Origin of the sequence: Gemmata sp. SH-PL17 (assembly GCF_001610855.1) — a bacterium.
Lineage (GTDB): Bacteria > Planctomycetota > Planctomycetia > Gemmatales > Gemmataceae > Gemmata > Gemmata massiliana.
This window is the reverse complement of the sequence record NZ_CP011271.1, coordinates 4299356-4315860: the sequence shown is the minus strand read 5'-3', so window position 1 is coordinate 4315860 and position 16505 is coordinate 4299356. Positions and strand designations below refer to the sequence as shown.

Genomic DNA, 16505 nt, shown 5'->3' with positions numbered 1-16505 from the left:
GTCGAGTCTTAACGCATCGGGTCTTCGGGCAGGTACAGTTCATTCACCTTATTAATGTCGTCGGGCGGGGTACCGTCCTTCCACGTCGGGATGGCGGTCTTATCCGGCGGGTAGAGCGACTCCAGCGGCCCCCACACTTCGTCCACGTGGTCATCGAACAGGTCGCCGATGAGCAGGTCGGTCACCTTCCCCTTCAGGTGCGGGTACGTCTTCACGAACCGCCCGAAGCTGAACCCGTCGTAATACTCACATACGAGCCGGCGCATCCGGTCCACGCCCTTGTTGAACGTCTCCCCCCAGCGCCCCAACTGAGTCGCCGAGGTATCACCCGCGGCCAGTCCGTCAGCAATCGCATCCGCGGCCAGTTCCCCCGACTTCAGCGCCAGGAGCACCCCGGAGGAGTACAACGGATCGAGGAACCCGAACGCATCTCCGATCAGCACCCACCCGTCGCCGGCCACTTTCGACGACCGATAGGAGTAATCTTTCGTCGCGTAGTACCCGCCGCGGCGCTGGCCCGTGGAAAGCCGCTTGATGACTTCCGGGCAGGCATCCTTCTCCTCGTTGAACACCTGCTCGTGGCCCCCGCGCCCCTTGAACAGGTAGTCGAACGGAGCTACCACGCCGATGCTCACCGTGTTGTCGTGCTGGGGGATGTACCACCACCACCCCTGTTTGTTGGGCGTCTGGATCACGACCGTCGCGCCCTCGTCCTTGCCGGCGTCGCGGTACGCGCCCTCCCAGTAAGTCCAGATGGCTCCCTTGTTGAGTATCGGATCCCACAGCCGGAGCTTGAACTTGTTTTGGAGCATCGTGCTCTGCCCGCTGGCGTCCACCACCACCTTCGCCCGGACCTCTTCCGATCCGCCGCCCTCCTTTTGAACCTTCACCCCGACCGCGCGGTCGCCCTCGAACAGCACTTCCAGCACGCGCGCCGGCTGACGCACGTCGACCCCGTGCTGGCGCGCGTTGTCGAGCATCATGGTGTCGAATTCGCTGCGGATCACCTGCCACGTCTGCGACCGCTCGCCCGGCTTGTTCTCGTCGAAGTAGAACGGGGCCGACAGCTTCCCCTGAGCGTTCACGAACTGCACGCTGTACTTCTTGACGAACGCGCTGGCCTTCATCTTGGGCAGCATATTGAGCCGCTTGAACACCCAGTACGTCTCGGGGATCAGCGACTCGCCGATGTGGAAGCGCGGGAACGTGTCGCGCTCGTACAGCCGGACTTTGGCACCCCGCTGGGCGAGCAAAGTCGAAACCGTGCTGCCGGCCGGTCCGCCACCGATCACAATGACGTCCAAGGCGTTATCGGTACTCATGTCGGACTCCGAAGAGTAATTGGGTTACCGCCAACTGCTGTCGGCGTCCTCGTGGGGCAGCCGAGCGGTGCGGAGTAGGTCGGTCAAGTCGTGGAGCTGCGTGCGGGTCAGGTGGCCGAGTTGCCGAGTGTGGCACTCCCGCAGCGGCTCCTGGAGCTCATCGAGAAGGGCGATCCCGGCCGCGGTGATCCCGACGCGGACCTCGCGTCGGTTCGTGGCCGGACGGTGGCGCTCGATCAGTTGGCGCTCGGCCAGTTTGTCGAGCAAGCGGGTGGTGTCGGGCGCGCGGGACACGAGCCGGGTGCTCAGGTCCAGCGTGCGGAGCGTGTCCGGGCTAACAGATCGGAGCAACCGCAGCGCGTTGTACTGCTGGGACGTCAGGTCGTACCGGGCGAACAGTTCCTCTTCCATCGCACGCAAGCGGTCGAACGTCCGCCACAAGCCGAGGAACGCCTCCTGCTCGGGGGAATCGAATCGGCGCTGGGGCGGAACGGTGCGAGTAGCCATGCGGTCACAATACCGGTTTGGACGAAAGTTGTCCAAACAACTATTCCCGTCGACCGCATCTATCTATCACCGCGTGGATGAAAAAGTGATTTCGTGATGAGGTGTAAAGGTGCGAAGCGCGATCCGGTCGCGCATCGCAGCGGCACTCGGTCCCTCTCTTCGACCGGAAATGATTACGACCGGGAACGCGAAGTGAAGCCCGCCGGCTTGTCGCGACGCCCCGACTCCCAGTTTGTCCACGCCGATGTCCGCGGCAGTCGCGGCGCGGAACGCATCGGCTCCGCCCCGATCGGGGAACGACCGGGAGAGCAGATCATCGACCCGGACCGGGTACTTGTAGAACTCTCGGCGAATATCCTTGAGTCCGGCGAATAGGGGTTCCAGTTCGCTCAGTTGCAGAGCGTGCGTGTGGGACGGGTCGCGCCACTGTTCCAGTTGGTCGTAGGCCGCGGCTTGTTCCGAGGTGTTCGTGAACACGTCCGCAACGGTGACACGGCCACCCGGTTTGCACACCCGAACCATCGCGGCGAACACGCCCGCCGGATCGGTAAGTGGTGGACCGAGGACTACTTGGCGTGGGTCTGCGATCGGCTGAAGTCGGAAGGGAAGAAGGCGTTGCTGTTGGTGTGGGACAACGCGGCGTGGCACGTCAGTAATCGCGTGCGGGCGTGGATCAAGGCCCACAACCGGGCGGCTCGTGCGGAGGGCGGGGTTCAGATCGTGGCGTGCTTCCTGCCGGTGAAGAGCCCTGGCTCAACCCCATCGAGCCCAAGTGGGCGCACGGCAAGAAGGCCATCGTCGAACCGGAGCGACCGCTCGCCGCCAATGAGATCCAGACCCGCGTATACGACTACTACGGGTGTGAACACTTGGAACCAATCGCACAACTATCCGCCTGAAGCTGCACTAGTGCAGCCTAATTGCTGACCGTTTGCGAATCCGGTCGGGGTCGTATGTTGTCGGGATGAACAAGCCCCGTAAATTCGTCCGCACGCTCACGGCCGCCGAGCGGCGGGCGTTGGAGCGAGGCCGTAAGTCGGCCGATGCGTTCACCGTCCGCCGGTCGCAGATCCTGTTGGCGAGTGCCGGGCGGATGGGGCCGGCCGAAGTCGGGCGGGTGGTCGGGTGTACCGCCCAAGCGGTCCGCAACGCCGTCCGGGCGTTCGAGACCGACGGCCTGGGATGCTTGGGCGCCAAGTCGCATGCCCGCAAGGATCCCGGCCGGGTATGGGACCGGGGGCGGGACGAGGACCTCAAGGATCTACTCCACCGCCGGCCCCGAGAATTCGGCAAGCCGACGAGCCTGTGGACCCTGGCGTTGGTGGCCGAGGTGTGCCACCAGAAGGGATGGACGCCCCGGGTGCTGTCGGTCGAGCCGATCCGACAGGCGTTGAAGCGTCTCGGGGTCGGGTGGAAGCGGGCCAAGCACTGGATCACCAGCCCGGACCCCGAATACGTCAAGAAAAAAGGCGTCGGGACCGGCTGATCGCTGAGGCGGCGAAGCATTCGGACTGGGTGCTGGGCTTTCAAGACGAGTGCTGGTGGACGCGACTGGCCCAGCCCGATCTGTTCGCCTGGACGACCTCCGGCCCGCTCCGGCTCGGGGGCAACGCCCGGGATCCGAAGGGCGGCGGGCCCGAGCCGGTGGCGTGCTATGGGGTGCTGCGGGCCGACACGGGCGGGATGATGCTGCGGTTCTGCGACGGGCGCCCGGTAAGTGCCACCACCGAGGCGTTCCTGGGGTGGGTGTGCGAGGTGCTGGCGACCGAGGGGAAGGCGGTGTTGGCCCTGGTGTGGGACAACGCCGCGTGGCACGTGAGCCGGCGCGTGCGGCGGTGGATCGAGGCCCACAACCGGCGGGTCCGGCGAGCGAAGACCGGGTGCCGGATCCGGGTGTGCGGACTTCCCGTGAAGGCCCCGTGGCTCAATCCGATCGAACCCAAGTGGGTCCACGGCAAGCGGGCCATCGTCGAGCCCGACCGGAAACTTACCGCCGCTGAGGTACGGCAACGAGCGTGCGACTACTACGGCTGCACGCTCCACCCCACATTGCCAAAACCTCAGCCATGATCCTGCACTAGGCCGTGTCGCGCTCGGGCTACTACGCGTGGCGGTCGCGCGAGCCCAGCGCCGCCGATGTCCGGCGCGAGGAGTGGGCCGAGGGGAGATCACGACGATCCACGCCGAGGTGAAGGGGCGTTACGGGAGCCCGCGCATCCACGCCGAGTTGGTGAGCCGGGGGCACGAGTGCTGCGTGAACCTCGTGGCCCGGGTCACGCGCGAGGCCGGGATCGCCGCAAAGACCAAGCGGAAGTTCCGCCAGACGACCGATTCCAACCACGCGCGGCCGGTGGCCGAGAACGTGTTGGATCGGGCATTCGACCCGGAGGAGCCGAACGAGCGCTGGTGTGCCGACATCACCTACGTCCCGACGCGCGAGGGGTGGCTGTACCTGGCGGTCGTCGAGGATCTGTTCGGCCGCATGGTCGCGGGCGGGTCGATGGACGACGCGATGACCAGCCGACTGGTGGACGCGCTGGGGATGGCGCTGGCCCGCCGCCTCTCTCTCAAGGGGGCTTCGCCTTCGGGCCTGGTCGCGCACTCGGATCGCGGGAGCCAGTACGCGAGCGAGCACTACCAACGTCGGTTACGTGAGGAGCGGATCGCGTGCCGCATGAGCCGGCGCGGGGACTGCGGGGACGACGCGCCGATGGAGTCGTTCTTCGCCAGCCTGAAGAAGGAGTTGGTTCACGACGAGGACTACGCCACCCGCGACCAAGCGAGGTCGAGCATCTTCGAGTACATCGAGGTGTTCTACAACCGTGTCCGCCGACACTCGGCTCTGGGGTACGTGGCCCCGGACGAGTACGAGCGGACGCATAACCAACCCCACCGCTAAAAGCTGTCCACTATTCGTGGGCAACTCCAGATGAATTCCAACATTGGCGTGGGGTCGGTCGCCGCAAACCATTCCGCTTCCGTCATCGCTCGCCCTCCGAGCCGCAATCAGCCGCGTCCGCACATCATCACGCGCTCGTGAGGACACGCAGTTCGCGCGGGAGCGGGAAACTCACGTCTTCTTCACGGACGACACGCGGTTCCACGGTTGCGCTGAACTTCGCACAGAGATAGTTGATGCAGTCCTGGACGTGCTCCTCGGGCGCACTGGCCCCCGCTGTCACGAGGACGGTATCGGTAGACCGGAACCATTCGTCCTTCAGTTCCGACACGCGGTCGATGAGGTACGCGGGTTTGCCGTTGGTGCGTGCGAGTTCTGCTAGGCGCTGGCTGTTCGAGCTGTTCTGGCTCCCCAGAACCAACACCGCGTCGGCTTCACCCACGAGTTTCTTCACCGCGTCCTGGCGGTTTTGCGTCGCGTAGCAGATGTCATCCTTGTTCGGCCCCACGATTTGCGGGTACTTCTGCTTCAAGGCGTCGATAACGACCTTCGCTTCGTCCACGCTCAGGGTGGTCTGGGTGAGGAACGCGAGTTTCGCATCGACCGAAAGTGTCAGCGCCTCCACGTCGGCCGCGTCTTCCACGAGGACCATGTTCTCTGGGGCTTCGCCCATCGTGCCGATCACCTCATCGTGCCCTTCGTGGCCGATGAGGACGATCGTGTACCCTTCGCGGGCGAACTTGATCGCTTCCTTGTGAACTTTGGTTACGAGCGGGCACGTCGCGTCAATGGCCCGCAGGTTTCGCTCTTCGGAGTGCTTGCGGATGACCGGGGAGATGCCGTGCGCGCTGTAGAGCACCGTGCCGCCCGTGGGTACTTCGGCGATGTCGTCCACGAACACGACCCCGAGCTTCTGGAACTTCTCGACGATGGGCCGGTTGTGAACGATCTCGTGGTAGACGTACAACGGGCTGCCGTAGTGCCGCAGCGCCGTTTCCAGTGCGTCGATTGCCATGTTCACGCCAGCGCAGAACCCGCGCGGGTTGGCGAGAATGATCTTCATGCGGAACCTCCTGTGAGCGCTGTTATGCTACGCCAACCGCAACACAAGTCGAAGACCAACCCGAATCGAAGAACCTCCCCCCCTCCTCTGGTAAAGGGCGGAGTGATCAAAGGCAACCTACCCCCCGCCCCCCTCCCTGAAGGGAAGGGGAGATAAAAACACGGACGCGGATGCAGCCTCAAACACAACAGTTTCACGTGTCTGCTCCCCTTCCCTTCAGGGAGGGGGGCGGGGGGTAGGTTGCCTTTGGTCCCCAATAAACGCTGAACGCCACCCATTTTGGGTGGCGCTGCGGGCGAGGGTTCCGGTCACCCGATTTACTTGAGTTCGACCTTCGGCGCTTCGATGTGCTTCTTCTTGTCCTTTTCGATGACCTTGCCGGTCACGGTCGCGTCCACGTCGGCCTTGCAGCACTTGCCGTGGTACTTCTCGGCGCCGCCCTTGTCGTCCAGGTAGTACTTCACGTCCTTGCCGCCTTCCTTCACGATCAGAGCGTGACCGCACTTGTCGGTTTCGCTCAGGGCGCACTTGGTGCAGGTGAGCTTGCCTTCGAGCTTCTTGACGTCCTTCTTGTCATCGGCCTTGGCGGTGAAGCCGTTCCCGCCGAACCCAACAACAACGGCGAACCCGAGCGTGAGTGCTAACGCGGCGCGCAGCATGAGAGGAACCCTTGTGTTCGGTCATTCCGGTAGCGCTGACACCCGACGCGAGCGCCACAACCCCACCGGTCGGAGACAAATATACCTATCGGTCCGCGCACGTGCAAGAAGCGACCAAAATCGTCCGGTACCCGAGTACCCAAATGTAACGTGTTATTACGGAGATCGCGAATTCCCCTCCCCCGCCTCGTCTTATTCACGGATAATCGGCACAACCCAAATCCGGCGGAGGGATTTCATGCACCGTCTCGCGTGCGTCCTCGTGTTGGCCCTCGGAGCCGCGGTCCCCGCGGTTGGTAACGGTGAGATTCCGATCGTGCTGGGTGACGATGTCGTCCAACTCGAAGTGCTAATTCCACCTCCTTTCCCAGGGCAAGGGGGGGGGATCCAACCAGCGACGCGAACTATAAGGCGCCAAAAGCAGACGGGGTGGTCGTTGAGCTGCTCGACGAGGGTATTGACCCGCTACTTCCCGTGCTCATTAATGACGGCGGAGGGGAAGCCGGCACCGCCACGCGCGAAGACCGCGACGTGTTCGCGGGCGTCGAAGCAGTCCGCGTCACGCCGATGCAGAAGTACCGATCGCACATCCCCGGCTGGAACTTCAAGATCGTTGAAACTCCGAAAAAAGCCGGCGAGTTCCGCTACATGCGGTTCGCGTGGAAGAAGATCGACGGCAACGGGTTGATGATTCAACTCCACGACCCGGTCAAGGGGTGGGGGAGCCGGTTCCATGCGGGGGGCAACATTTACGGTTGGTCACCCTCGGTACAAGTCGCCACAACACCGGCGAAAGAGTGGGAGGTCCACACTCGCGACCTCTTCAAAGAACTCGGCGCGACCACCATCACGGGGTTCGCGCTCTCCCCGCTCGATGGCACCGCCGCACTATTCGATCACATGCTCCTCGGACGGACCATCGAGGATCTGGACAAGATTACCGATGCCGCGCTCGGTCGAACGAAGCCCGCAAAAATCATGGCGCGCCAGGAGCGCGACGCCCACTGGGAAAACCTGATGGGCACGGACCGCGCAAAAGCTGCGGTCGCCCAGCGCGCGTTGCTCGCGGCCGCCCCGGACCACGTCGCGTTCATCGAAACGCAGCTCGGGAAGCTATCGATCGACAAGAACGAACGAACGCGCATCCGCAAGTTGATCGAGGAACTGGACGCAGAATCGTTCGACGTGCGCGATGCCGCGACCGACGAGTTGGTGAAGCTCGGCGCGCCCGCGGCCGAAGCGGTCCGCGCACTCGAAAACAGCGCGCCCAACGACGAAGTGCGGTACCGCACCCGGTTGATTCTGCGCAAACTTAACGGAGAAAATGGGGGCGGACCGGTGGGTCAAGCGGGCCGGTTGATGCGCGCCGTTCGCGTGCTGGAACGGGCCAACACAGAAAAAGCCCGCGAACTTCTCGCGCGCTTCGCCGACGGCGAGTTCGGTGCCGAGATCGCTCCCGATGCGAAGGCCGTCCTCGCGCGCCTTCCTAAAATGCCGTAGTTCCCGCCGACCGTCATCAAATTCCCTCTTCCACGTGGTGTCGGATGGTTTCTTCGCTCGTTGCTTTTCTGCTCGCTGCGCCAGTTGCCGATGTACCGACGGCCCCGCCCCCGCGACCGGCCCCACCCGCGGCCACCTTCGATCTCGCGGACTGGACACCTCGCCCCGCGACCGGGGCGGCCCCCTGGGAGAAGATGACCGATAAGGATTGGATCGATCCGCGGTTCCGCGAGATGAACACCGGGCCGTTCCTGAACTGCACGATGCGCTACCCGTTCGACAAGCGCCACGAAATCGTCTACAAGGCGACCGTGGTAAAACTTGGTGGCAAGAGCGACGCGGCCGCGGTCTTCGATCGCAGCACGCTCCGAATGAACGCCACGTGGACTGGTGGGTACCTCAATCACAGTGACCGGCGGTTCGGGTTGCTAAACACCCCCACCCCCAAAGGACCAGTGATCTCCGCGTCGACCTCGGCGCCGGGTTGGGCCGACCCACAGGGGAAATGGGACGCCCGCGTCCCGCGATTCACCGCGCCGATCGCGCACGAGTGGGCACAGTACCGCGGGTTGTATCTTCACGACGACCGCGTCGCGCTCGCGTACACGGTCGGACCGCGTGCGGTTCTTGAGAGCGCGGAATCGGTGACTGCGAGTGACTACCAGTTCGTGGCTTCTGCCCTCGAAGTCGGCCCAGGCGTGACGGAAGCGAAACGGTTCCTTTGCGACCTCGTGGGCGGGAATTCGACCTCGCTCGAAGTAAAGGGGCTATCCGTCGTTATCTCGGGTACTGGCGCGCGAGTGCGACTCGCGTGGGTGCGTCACACGGGCGGAATCGCCCTCAATATTGGATTAACGACTAGCGTCGTGGTCGCGGCCAGCGAAAAGCCCGTGCGATTCACGGTCGGCGTGGCCGACGTCGCGGCAAAAGACGTCGACAAACTCGTCGCAGCGCTTGCGAAAGCGCCCGAAACGGCAGACCTGAGCGCGCTGACAAAAGCCGGATCGAAGCGCTGGGGGGCACCGATCGTCACGAAACTCGATCGCGGCGACGAGAGCGGGCCGTTCGCGGTGGACACGCTCACGGTGCCGTACAAGAACCGGTTCAACGCGCTGTTCTTCTGCACGGGACTCGATTTCCTGCCGGACGGCCGTGTCGCAATGTGTACCTGCCACGGGGACGTGTGGCTCATCACCGTGGACGAAAAAGCCGGCACCTGCTCCTGGCAGCGGTACGCGACCGGCCTCTACCACTCGCTCGGGCTCAAAGTCGTGGACGGCAAGGTGATCGTGGTCGAGCGCGGACAACTCACGCGGTTGCACGACCTGAACAACGACGGTGAAGTGGACTTCTACGAGTGCGTGAACAACGACTGGCACTGTAGCGGTGGCGAGCACTCCTATGACACCTGTCTCGAAACCGACCCGCAGGGGAACTTCTACTTCTTCAAGACCGGCGACACGGACACCCCGACGGGCGGTTGCCTGATGAAAGTGAGCAAGGACGGCCGGAAGTCCGAAGTGTTCTCTACCGGGTTCCGGCACCCGATCGGGATGGGCATGTCACCGACCGGCCTGCTGACCGGTGCGGACCAGGAAGGCAACTGGATGCCGGCCACTCGCATCGACCAGTACAAACAGGGCGGTTTCTACGGCGACATGCGTGCCCACCACCGGGCCACTCCGCCAACGACCTACGACCCGCCACTGTGCTGGCTGCCGCGCGAATTCGATAACTCCGCGGGCGGTCAAACGTGGGTGCCCAAAGATACCTTCGGCCCGCTCGCGGGACTGCCGATTCACTTCTCCTACGGGCGCTGTCGGCCCTTTGTCCTGCTCCGTCAGGATTTGCCCGACGGGGGCGTTCAGGGCGGGGCCGCGGCGCTGGGCGTGCAGTTCCTCTCGGGTGTTTGTCGCGGGCGCTTCGGCCCGGACGGGAACCTCTATGCGTGCGGGCTGAACGGCTGGCAAACCGCGGCCCAAGCGGACGGGTGCCTCCAGCGCGTGCGGTACACCGGCAAAGCGCTCGACATCCCGACCGCAATAGAAGTGCGCGGGAACACGATCCGTCTCACGTTCAGCCGCCCGCTCGACACGAAGGCCATTACCGCCAGTGACAACTACCGCTGTGCGTGGTGGAACTACCGGTGGAGCGGCGAGTACGGCTCGAAGCGGTGGAAAGTGTCCAATCCGAGTGCGGAAGGGCAAGATGAAGTGCCGGTTCGCAGCGCCAAGTTGCTGGCCGACGGCCGCACCCTGGAACTCACCTTCGACGCACTCAAACCGGTAATGCAGATGCAGGTGGGCTACAACGTCAAATCCGCCGACGGCAAACCGGTAACGGGGTCGGTGTTCCTCACGATTCACAGCACCGGAAAGTGACCGATGAACGCCACACCGCGGCTTCCGTGAGACAGACGGGAGTCGCGGTTCGCCAGTTTCTGCGTAGTGCCCGGCTCGACGTCACTTTGACTATTCGGTTCCGGGGCCGGACCGAGTGTCGCGGCCCAAATCGCCAGAACAACCAGAACCAGAACCGCAACGCCGATCAGAACCCACTTGAGTGCTCGCGACATCGGTGCTTCAACGGGCGCGGGCGGGGCTTTCGCTGCGCTTCGCCGGATCGCCGACGGGCGGTTGGTTACGGCACGCACGGGAGACGGTTCGATTACCGCCAGCGGTTCCTCCAGAGCGGACGGGCGCGGTGTCTTGTCCGACGGCGCAATCTGTTGCGGGACCGGCGCCGGCTCGGGCGGAATGTCGAGTAGTGGTTTCGTACCGATCGACGAACCACTCGCCGGCGCGAGCGTGCTCCGCGGGGGGTGCGTGTCTTCAGAAAGGGCGCTGTTCGTGGAGCCGTCCGAAACGGCGATCACCGGTACCGCGGGCGCACCGACCGGGTAGATGGTGAACGGCTCGATCGCGGCGGCGAACTCGCCCGCAGTCGCGAACCGGTCCCCCGGCTTCTTCGCCATCAGTTTGGCAATCAGTTCGGCGACCCCAGCCGGAACGTCGGGCCGAACGGACTGGAGTGCCGGTGGGTGATTGGTTTGGTGTTGGATCAGTTTCTCGATCGGCCCACCGTTCGGAAACGGCGGGTTACCGGTGAGCAGGAAGTAGACCGTACATCCGAGCGAGTACAGATCCGCCCGCGCGTCCACAAGTTTGGAGTTGCGGGCCTGTTCGGGGGCCATGTAGTCGGGGGTACCGACCACCGTGTGATCGCGCGTGAGGTCGGGCGAAACCATATCGTCCGGATCGATCGCGCGGGCCAGTCCGAGATCGAGCACCTTCACCACCGCGGGCTCGGTCGCTTGCGGCAAATGCCGCTCACCGGCCACCACGATGTTGCTCGGCTTCACGTCGCGGTGAACCAAGCCGTGTTCGTGGGCGTTCTGTAGCCCCAGCGCGGCCTGACGCGCGTACTCGCACACCTCTATGACTTCGAGTGACCGGTAGTCGCGTATCATCCGGGACAGGTCGATCCCGTCCACGAACTCCATTGCGAGGTAGAATTTGCCGTCGATTTCGCCCGCGTCGTCCACGCGCACGACGTTGGGGTGGTTGAGTTTCCCCGTGGCCTGCACCTCGCGCGCGTACCGCCCGCGCACCGTGGGGTTCGTCACAAGCCCCGGGCGAATCACCTTTAGCGCGACCGTGCGGTCCAGTTGAACGTGGCGGGCGCGGAACACCTTCCCCATGCCGCCCTCGCCGATTTTGTCGAGCACGACGTAGGGGCCGACGATGAGGTCCGCGACCTTTCCGCGGAAGATTTTGCCGAGCTGATACCGGGTAACGAGTTCGCGGTGAACGATGTACCGCATCCCGCCCTGTAGGTCCGCCCCGAACGAGTTCAGGACGCGCGTCACCGCCCGGAGCTGTTCGGGAGTGAACAGCCCGCTGACCCGCAGAGCTTGCATCAGGTCTTCGGCCGAGTCCAAGTGCATTCCGATTCGGGCGGTGCCGTGATCGAATCGAGGGCCGGCGCGAATGCCGACGTGTCCAATTGAACTAATTATAGCGCGCGGACAATCGATCTGGAGCGACAAATCGGACCCCTGAGTCCGAACTTCACGTTACGGACCAACACCGACTGGAAGCCCCGCGTTAAAAAGTCGATGATGAACGGTCAGCCGAAGTGAGGAGAGAACAATGTCCCAGACCGCAAAACCACAAGTGCCCACCCCTATTACCGCGTCTGAACCGGCTCCGCCGTACCGCCGCGTGTATGCGTGGGTGTTTCAGGCGTGGCTCATCATGTTTTTGGGTGTGATTTGCTGTGCGCTACTTTCCTACCTGCTCTCCTACATCCCGAAGTAATCCGAACAGGTTAAACACTCAGAACTTGCGCAATCTCACCGCAGTTTCTTTAGCACGTCCACGGGGCTAATCACCCCCACGACGATGCCACTCGGGTCCACCACAAACAGGTGGTGGATACCGAGTTCGAGCAACTGCTCCACCACCGACCGCGCCGGTGATTCAACGCGGATCGTGTACACAGCCGGTGTCATGACGCTCGTTACCGGAGTGGTGTCGTTCGGGCTAGTACCACCCGCGTGACGGGCGTGGTGCAAGATGTCCGTCTTTGTGACGACGCCGACGGGGTGCCCTCCGGGATTGATTACCACCGCAGCACCGAACCCGCGCTCGGTGAGGAACGCGGACGCTTCCGCAACGGTCGCAGTATCGACCAGCGAAACCGGCGCCGCGCTCATCAGATCGCCAGCAGTGTTTGCGTGAAGAGTCAGCGCCGACATGATGAAGCTCCAAGTGCGAAGTGCTCTTACCGTCGCACCCGGAGCCGAAGGTGTCAAGCACGGAGCTACTTCTTCTCCACCTCCGCGGCAAAATCCCAGAACCCGACGCGGGTGTTGCCCACCCCATTCTCTTCCAAAACCGCAAGGAGCGGGTTTGTCGGGCAAAACGCCCATCGCACTCCGCTACTGCTCTTCCAGGACTTCAGCACTTTCCCGGTTTGCGTGTCCCAAACCGTCAGAATCCAATCATTTCCCGACAATGACGTCGGTTCCACAGCTCCGCGACCGGCCTTCGGGCCAGGGTTTTTCACGCTAATCTTGTAAACTCGGCGCACGGCTGCGAGTAATCGACCGTCACCGCTGAAAGCGTGCGAATCAAAATGCACTTCTGCAAGCGAGGTTCCCTCCAACCGCGGAAGCGCGGCCCCCGTATCGGTGTTTAGAACTCGGCTATGCCCGATTCCACGAGAAACAACGAGCCGGCGCCCGTCTGGAGAGAATTTGAGAAGCTGTGGCTCGGAATGGCTCGGGATGTCTACCGTTTTGCCATCAGGGAGTTCAACGGTTGAATCGGTCGGCAATGTGGATTCCGACAACTTCTCTCCACGGTCCACGTCGTAAACAGTCACTTTCGTCATCTCTTTATCAAGAACGGCAAGTCGCTTCCCGTCTGGTGATAAGGTTGATTCGCCATATTTGACTTTCATCAATGGTTTGATGGTCTTTCCGTTCGCCGCGTCCACCTCCAGAACTTCGAGTGTCTCTGGGCCACTGATCGCCGTGTCTTCCCACGCCACCGTGCGAAATGTCTTTCCTTCGGCTGCAAACGTGTAACCGTGTGTTTCGGTGGAATCGAGTTTGACCGCCTTGGAAATGACCAGCGTTGGTTTCACCAATGAGGCTGGCCCTGGTCCCTCACCGCCCCCGCCGGGCGGTTGGTTGTTGCTTTCGGACCAGTAGGCCAAGTGGTGGTGGCCACTAATCAGCTTGTACTCCCGAAGGTCGGTAATGATACCTTTGCCATCCGGTGCAACAGCAACGAGGTGCGCCCCAGCATCAGGATGACCGGCAATTGGTTTAGAATCGCCTGTGGTGCCAAACAACCAAACAACCGGACGGTTCCCCGGACCGCCCCAAGCTCCACCGTGTTCCAACCCAGCGACCGCGAGGTGCGTGCCAGTTGCGTTCCAAACCACGGTCGGTCCCCAACCCACGGACAAGTCAAAAGAGTGCCGAAGCTTCGGTGCGGCAGCGTATGCGGTTGCCTTCTCAACTGTCTTCACTTCTTCTTTGGGTTTTGGTTGCTCCGTTGGTATCTCCACAACTGCCGGCACCTTCGGCGGATCAGGTAGTAGCGTATTTTCACGCGGGGCTGCCGCAAATACGGCTCCCGTCACCGCAACTGTAAGCGCTAACCCGAACATAAGCGTCTTGCGCACGGTGAATCCCCCTTGAGTAAGCTTGACAAGCGGACTTGGAACGGCACCGCTAGCCGAATAATCCGCAATCAGCCCACAGGTTTTCGTGAGTAACTCGTTCGGAAGCATCGTTGCGGCCTGAAGTTCGGAGACAGTCGTGGGTAAAAGCACGAACGGCAGAGCGATTCCGCGTTTCGCAAGACGCACCGCGAGCTTCTTGCGCCCATTGGCCAGCCGACTCGAAAGCGTGCCTTCGGGAACACCCAAAGCCGCAGCTGCCTCTTCGCGGGAAGCGCCGCGCAGGTCACACAAGACGATCGCCTCGCGATAGCACTCCGCGAGCGCGGCGAGTTCCTCGTCCAGAATCGGGACCAACTCCGGCATCACGCTGACGGAGTCGGATACGGGGTACTCGGGTAGGTTCGCCATCGTGACCTCCCGCGCTCGGCGCCGACCCGTCGCTCGTCGCGCCCGATACGCGATCCGGAACGCGACGCCGTACAACCAGTTTCCGAGAAGTGCGGCGTTCCGGAGCGCACCGGCCTTCTGCGCGAGCACCAGAAACGTCGCCTGAAAAGCGTCTTCGGCGTCGTGCGGGTTCCGAGTCACGCGCCGGCATACGCCCAGCACTAGTGCCCCGTGTCGCCGCACCAGAGTCTCGAACGCGACCGCGTCCTTGGTGGAAGCAAAGCGGGCAAGCAGTTCGACATCGGTCGCACCGGATTGCTCCAGTTGCCGCAGGATTTCTGCCGGTCGGGTCGCGTTCATCGGGTCACCTTCCGCCCTTTACTCCCCGCGCAGGCCGCGCGCGTCGCGCAATTTTTTCGGGAAGTCGTTCGATGATAACCGGCTGCGCTAGGCAACCGCAGCGAACCGCGTCATAATCCGGGGTATGAGCGATACACCGGTTGCGCTGAGTTACGATCGCGGCACCGTAATGGTGACGGGTGGCCCACCCGGGTTCGTCTTCAACACGCTTCCCGGCGTGGTGTTCGACCCGCGCACTACTGCCCACCGCGCTCAGGGGCGGCACTACCGGGCCATCGTCGAACAGTTGATCCGCGAGAAGATCCCCTACGAAGACACCGCACGCGGGTGGTCGAACGAACCGTCCGGTTGGAAGTTGAACGCGGAACGTACCCCGCGCGACTACCAACTGAATGCCCTAAACGGGTGGATGAAGGGCGGACGCCGCGGCGTGGTCGTGATGCCGACCGGGACTGGGAAAACGTTCGTGGCGTTCCTGTGCATCGAAAAAGTGAGTCGACCCACGATTGTCGTCACACCGAAGATCGACCTGATGGTACAGTGGGCGCGCGAACTGGAACAGTCCTTCGGCGTCACGGTCGGCATGGTCGGCGGAAATGAGCACAACTTTCAGCCGCTCACCGTCACTACCTACGACTCGGCCCACATCTACCTGGAGAAGTGGTCGAACAAGTACGGCCTCATCATCTTCGACGAGTGCCACCACTTGCCCGGCGAATCGTACTCCCAAGCCGCGAACGCGAGCCTCGCCCCGTTCCGCCTGGGCCTGACGGCCACCCCCGAACGCGCGGACGGCGGCGAGCAGATGTTCCCCCAACTGATCGGCCCCATTTCGTACCGGCTCGACATCACGGACGTGGCGGGCGAATTCCTCGCGCCCTACGAGACGCGACAGGTCTTCGTCAACCTCACGCAGGAAGAAGAGGAGACGTACCGCAACTGTCGCGAGGAGTACAAGAATTTCACGGCCGAGCGCGGTATCAGCATGAGTGGACCGGACGGGTTTCGGCGGTTCCTCTTTGAAGCTAGCAAGACGCCCGATGGCTGGAAGGCGCTCCGCGCCTACCGCGAGCAGAAGCGCATCGTTCAAGCCGCGAGCGGAAAGTTCAAGCTCCTCGAAGAGCTCCTCGTGCGCCACGCGAACGACCGCGTGCTGATCTTCACCGCGGACAACGCCACCGTATACGAGATCGCGCGCCGGTACCTCATCCCCGCGATGACGAACCAGACCAAGCCGAAGGAACGCAAGGCGATTCTCAGCAACTTCCACTCGGGAGCGTTCAACGCGGTCGTAACGTGCCAGGTGCTCAACGAGGGCGTCGACGTGCCGGCCGCGGGCGTGGGGATCGTGCTTTCGGGGACCGGGAGCGCGACGGAAAACGTGCAGCGCCTCGGGCGCATCCTCCGTAAATACGGCGACAAACAAGCGATTCTGTACGAAGTAATCGCGCGCAACACTGCGGAAGAGTTCGTGAGCGACCGCCGCCGGCAACACCGCGCATTCCAATAACCAAGAAGAGTTTTTGACAGGATTAACAGGATAGACAGGATCAAGAGAAGAACCTGACTTGAATCCTGTCTATCCTGTTAATCCTGTCAAAAACTCTTCG

At 62.9% G+C, this 16505-nt stretch carries 15 protein-coding genes; 7 read left to right on the top strand and 8 right to left on the bottom strand.

All coding sequences use genetic code 11. From position 1 onward, the window contains the following. Window positions 1-8 precede the first annotated feature (8 nt). The 3 genes from VT84_RS18000 to VT84_RS17990 form a co-directional block, all read right to left on the bottom strand. Window positions 9-1322 (bottom strand): NAD(P)/FAD-dependent oxidoreductase, encoded by a 1314-nt coding sequence (locus VT84_RS18000; RefSeq protein WP_052554147.1) that lies wholly within the window; start codon window positions 1320-1322, stop codon window positions 9-11. Window positions 1323-1346: 24 nt separating this feature from the next. After that, window positions 1347-1829 (bottom strand): MarR family winged helix-turn-helix transcriptional regulator, encoded by a 483-nt coding sequence (locus VT84_RS17995; protein WP_052554145.1) that lies wholly within the window; start codon window positions 1827-1829, stop codon window positions 1347-1349. A gap of 66 nt (window positions 1830-1895) precedes the next feature. Next, entirely contained in the window at window positions 1896-2363 is a 468-nt protein-coding gene (locus tag VT84_RS17990; protein ID WP_204249787.1) for a hypothetical protein, read from the bottom strand. Between the two features lie 430 nt (window positions 2364-2793). Here VT84_RS17990 and VT84_RS17985 point away from each other — a divergent pair, with 430 nt between their 5' ends. Genes VT84_RS17985 through VT84_RS17975 form a run of 3 tightly spaced genes read left to right on the top strand, consistent with a single transcriptional unit; the run spans window position 2794 to window position 4728 of the window. After that, window positions 2794-3315: a helix-turn-helix domain-containing protein gene (locus VT84_RS17985; RefSeq protein WP_052554143.1), complete on the top strand. Its 522-nt coding sequence runs from the start codon at window positions 2794-2796 to the stop codon at window positions 3313-3315. A 29-nt stretch (window positions 3316-3344) separates the two neighbouring features. Further along, complete coding sequence (locus VT84_RS17980; RefSeq protein ID WP_082839376.1) at window positions 3345-3899, top strand: transposase; 555 nt, start codon at window positions 3345-3347, stop codon at window positions 3897-3899. A gap of 37 nt (window positions 3900-3936) precedes the next feature. Further along, window positions 3937-4728, top strand: a complete 792-nt coding sequence (locus VT84_RS17975; RefSeq protein ID WP_255359554.1) for an IS3 family transposase — start codon at window positions 3937-3939, stop codon at window positions 4726-4728. Between the two features lie 127 nt (window positions 4729-4855). On the opposite strand, the gene ispH is transcribed toward VT84_RS17975, so the two are convergent. Next, window positions 4856-5791 (bottom strand): 4-hydroxy-3-methylbut-2-enyl diphosphate reductase, encoded by a 936-nt coding sequence (gene ispH, locus VT84_RS17970; protein WP_052554141.1) that lies wholly within the window; start codon window positions 5789-5791, stop codon window positions 4856-4858. Between the two features lie 317 nt (window positions 5792-6108). Beyond that, window positions 6109-6450: a DUF6370 family protein gene (locus tag VT84_RS17965; protein WP_082840481.1), complete on the bottom strand. Its 342-nt coding sequence runs from the start codon at window positions 6448-6450 to the stop codon at window positions 6109-6111. A 429-nt stretch (window positions 6451-6879) separates the two neighbouring features. Here VT84_RS17965 and VT84_RS17960 point away from each other — a divergent pair, with 429 nt between their 5' ends. Both VT84_RS17960 and VT84_RS17955 read left to right on the top strand, forming a co-directional pair. Continuing rightward, entirely contained in the window at window positions 6880-7950 is a 1071-nt protein-coding gene (locus VT84_RS17960) for a hypothetical protein (protein ID WP_082840480.1), read from the top strand. A gap of 44 nt (window positions 7951-7994) precedes the next feature. Further along, window positions 7995-10331 (top strand): DUF6797 domain-containing protein, encoded by a 2337-nt coding sequence (locus VT84_RS17955; RefSeq protein WP_082840479.1) that lies wholly within the window; start codon window positions 7995-7997, stop codon window positions 10329-10331. On the opposite strand, the gene VT84_RS17950 is transcribed toward VT84_RS17955, so the two are convergent. Continuing rightward, window positions 10313-11896 carry a serine/threonine-protein kinase gene (locus tag VT84_RS17950; protein ID WP_052554134.1) on the bottom strand — a complete coding sequence of 528 codons (1584 nt, stop codon included), beginning with the start codon at window positions 11894-11896 and terminating at the stop codon, window positions 10313-10315. The genes VT84_RS17955 and VT84_RS17950 overlap by 19 nt on opposite strands. Before the next feature lie 205 nt (window positions 11897-12101). On the opposite strand from VT84_RS17950, the gene VT84_RS38650 reads away from it, so the two are divergent. After that, a complete protein-coding gene (locus VT84_RS38650; RefSeq protein ID WP_157469592.1) occupies window positions 12102-12269 on the top strand; it encodes a hypothetical protein in 168 nt (55 codons plus the stop codon). A 35-nt stretch (window positions 12270-12304) separates the two neighbouring features. On the opposite strand, the gene VT84_RS17945 is transcribed toward VT84_RS38650, so the two are convergent. Beyond that, complete coding sequence (locus VT84_RS17945) at window positions 12305-12709, bottom strand: CBS domain-containing protein (protein ID WP_052554132.1); 405 nt, start codon at window positions 12707-12709, stop codon at window positions 12305-12307. A 65-nt stretch (window positions 12710-12774) separates the two neighbouring features. Then, a complete protein-coding gene (locus VT84_RS17940; RefSeq protein WP_082840477.1) occupies window positions 12775-14895 on the bottom strand; it encodes a sigma-70 family RNA polymerase sigma factor in 2121 nt (706 codons plus the stop codon). Window positions 14896-15019: 124 nt separating this feature from the next. Between VT84_RS17940 and VT84_RS17935 the strand changes: the two genes are divergently transcribed. After that, window positions 15020-16405, top strand: coding sequence for a DEAD/DEAH box helicase family protein (locus tag VT84_RS17935; RefSeq protein WP_082840476.1), 1386 nt, complete (start codon window positions 15020-15022; stop codon window positions 16403-16405). Window positions 16406-16505: the final 100 nt, after the last annotated feature.

Coding starts and splice junctions, on each gene's coding strand:
- VT84_RS17965 (WP_082840481.1), bottom strand. CDS start 6,450: ATGCTGCGCGCCGCGTTAGCACTCACGCTCGGGTTCGCCGTTGTTGTT.
- VT84_RS18000 (WP_052554147.1), bottom strand. CDS start 1,322: ATGAGTACCGATAACGCCTTGGACGTCATTGTGATCGGTGGCGGACCG.
- VT84_RS17935 (WP_082840476.1), top strand. CDS start 15,020: ATGAGCGATACACCGGTTGCGCTGAGTTACGATCGCGGCACCGTAATG.
- VT84_RS17940 (WP_082840477.1), bottom strand. CDS start 14,895: ATGAACGCGACCCGACCGGCAGAAATCCTGCGGCAACTGGAGCAATCC.
- ispH (WP_052554141.1), bottom strand. CDS start 5,791: ATGAAGATCATTCTCGCCAACCCGCGCGGGTTCTGCGCTGGCGTGAAC.
- VT84_RS17950 (WP_052554134.1), bottom strand. CDS start 11,896: ATGCACTTGGACTCGGCCGAAGACCTGATGCAAGCTCTGCGGGTCAGC.
- VT84_RS17995 (WP_052554145.1), bottom strand. CDS start 1,829: ATGGCTACTCGCACCGTTCCGCCCCAGCGCCGATTCGATTCCCCCGAG.
- VT84_RS17945 (WP_052554132.1), bottom strand. CDS start 12,709: ATGTCGGCGCTGACTCTTCACGCAAACACTGCTGGCGATCTGATGAGC.
- VT84_RS17985 (WP_052554143.1), top strand. CDS start 2,794: ATGAACAAGCCCCGTAAATTCGTCCGCACGCTCACGGCCGCCGAGCGG.
- VT84_RS17955 (WP_082840479.1), top strand. CDS start 7,995: ATGGTTTCTTCGCTCGTTGCTTTTCTGCTCGCTGCGCCAGTTGCCGAT.
- VT84_RS38650 (WP_157469592.1), top strand. CDS start 12,102: ATGTCCCAGACCGCAAAACCACAAGTGCCCACCCCTATTACCGCGTCT.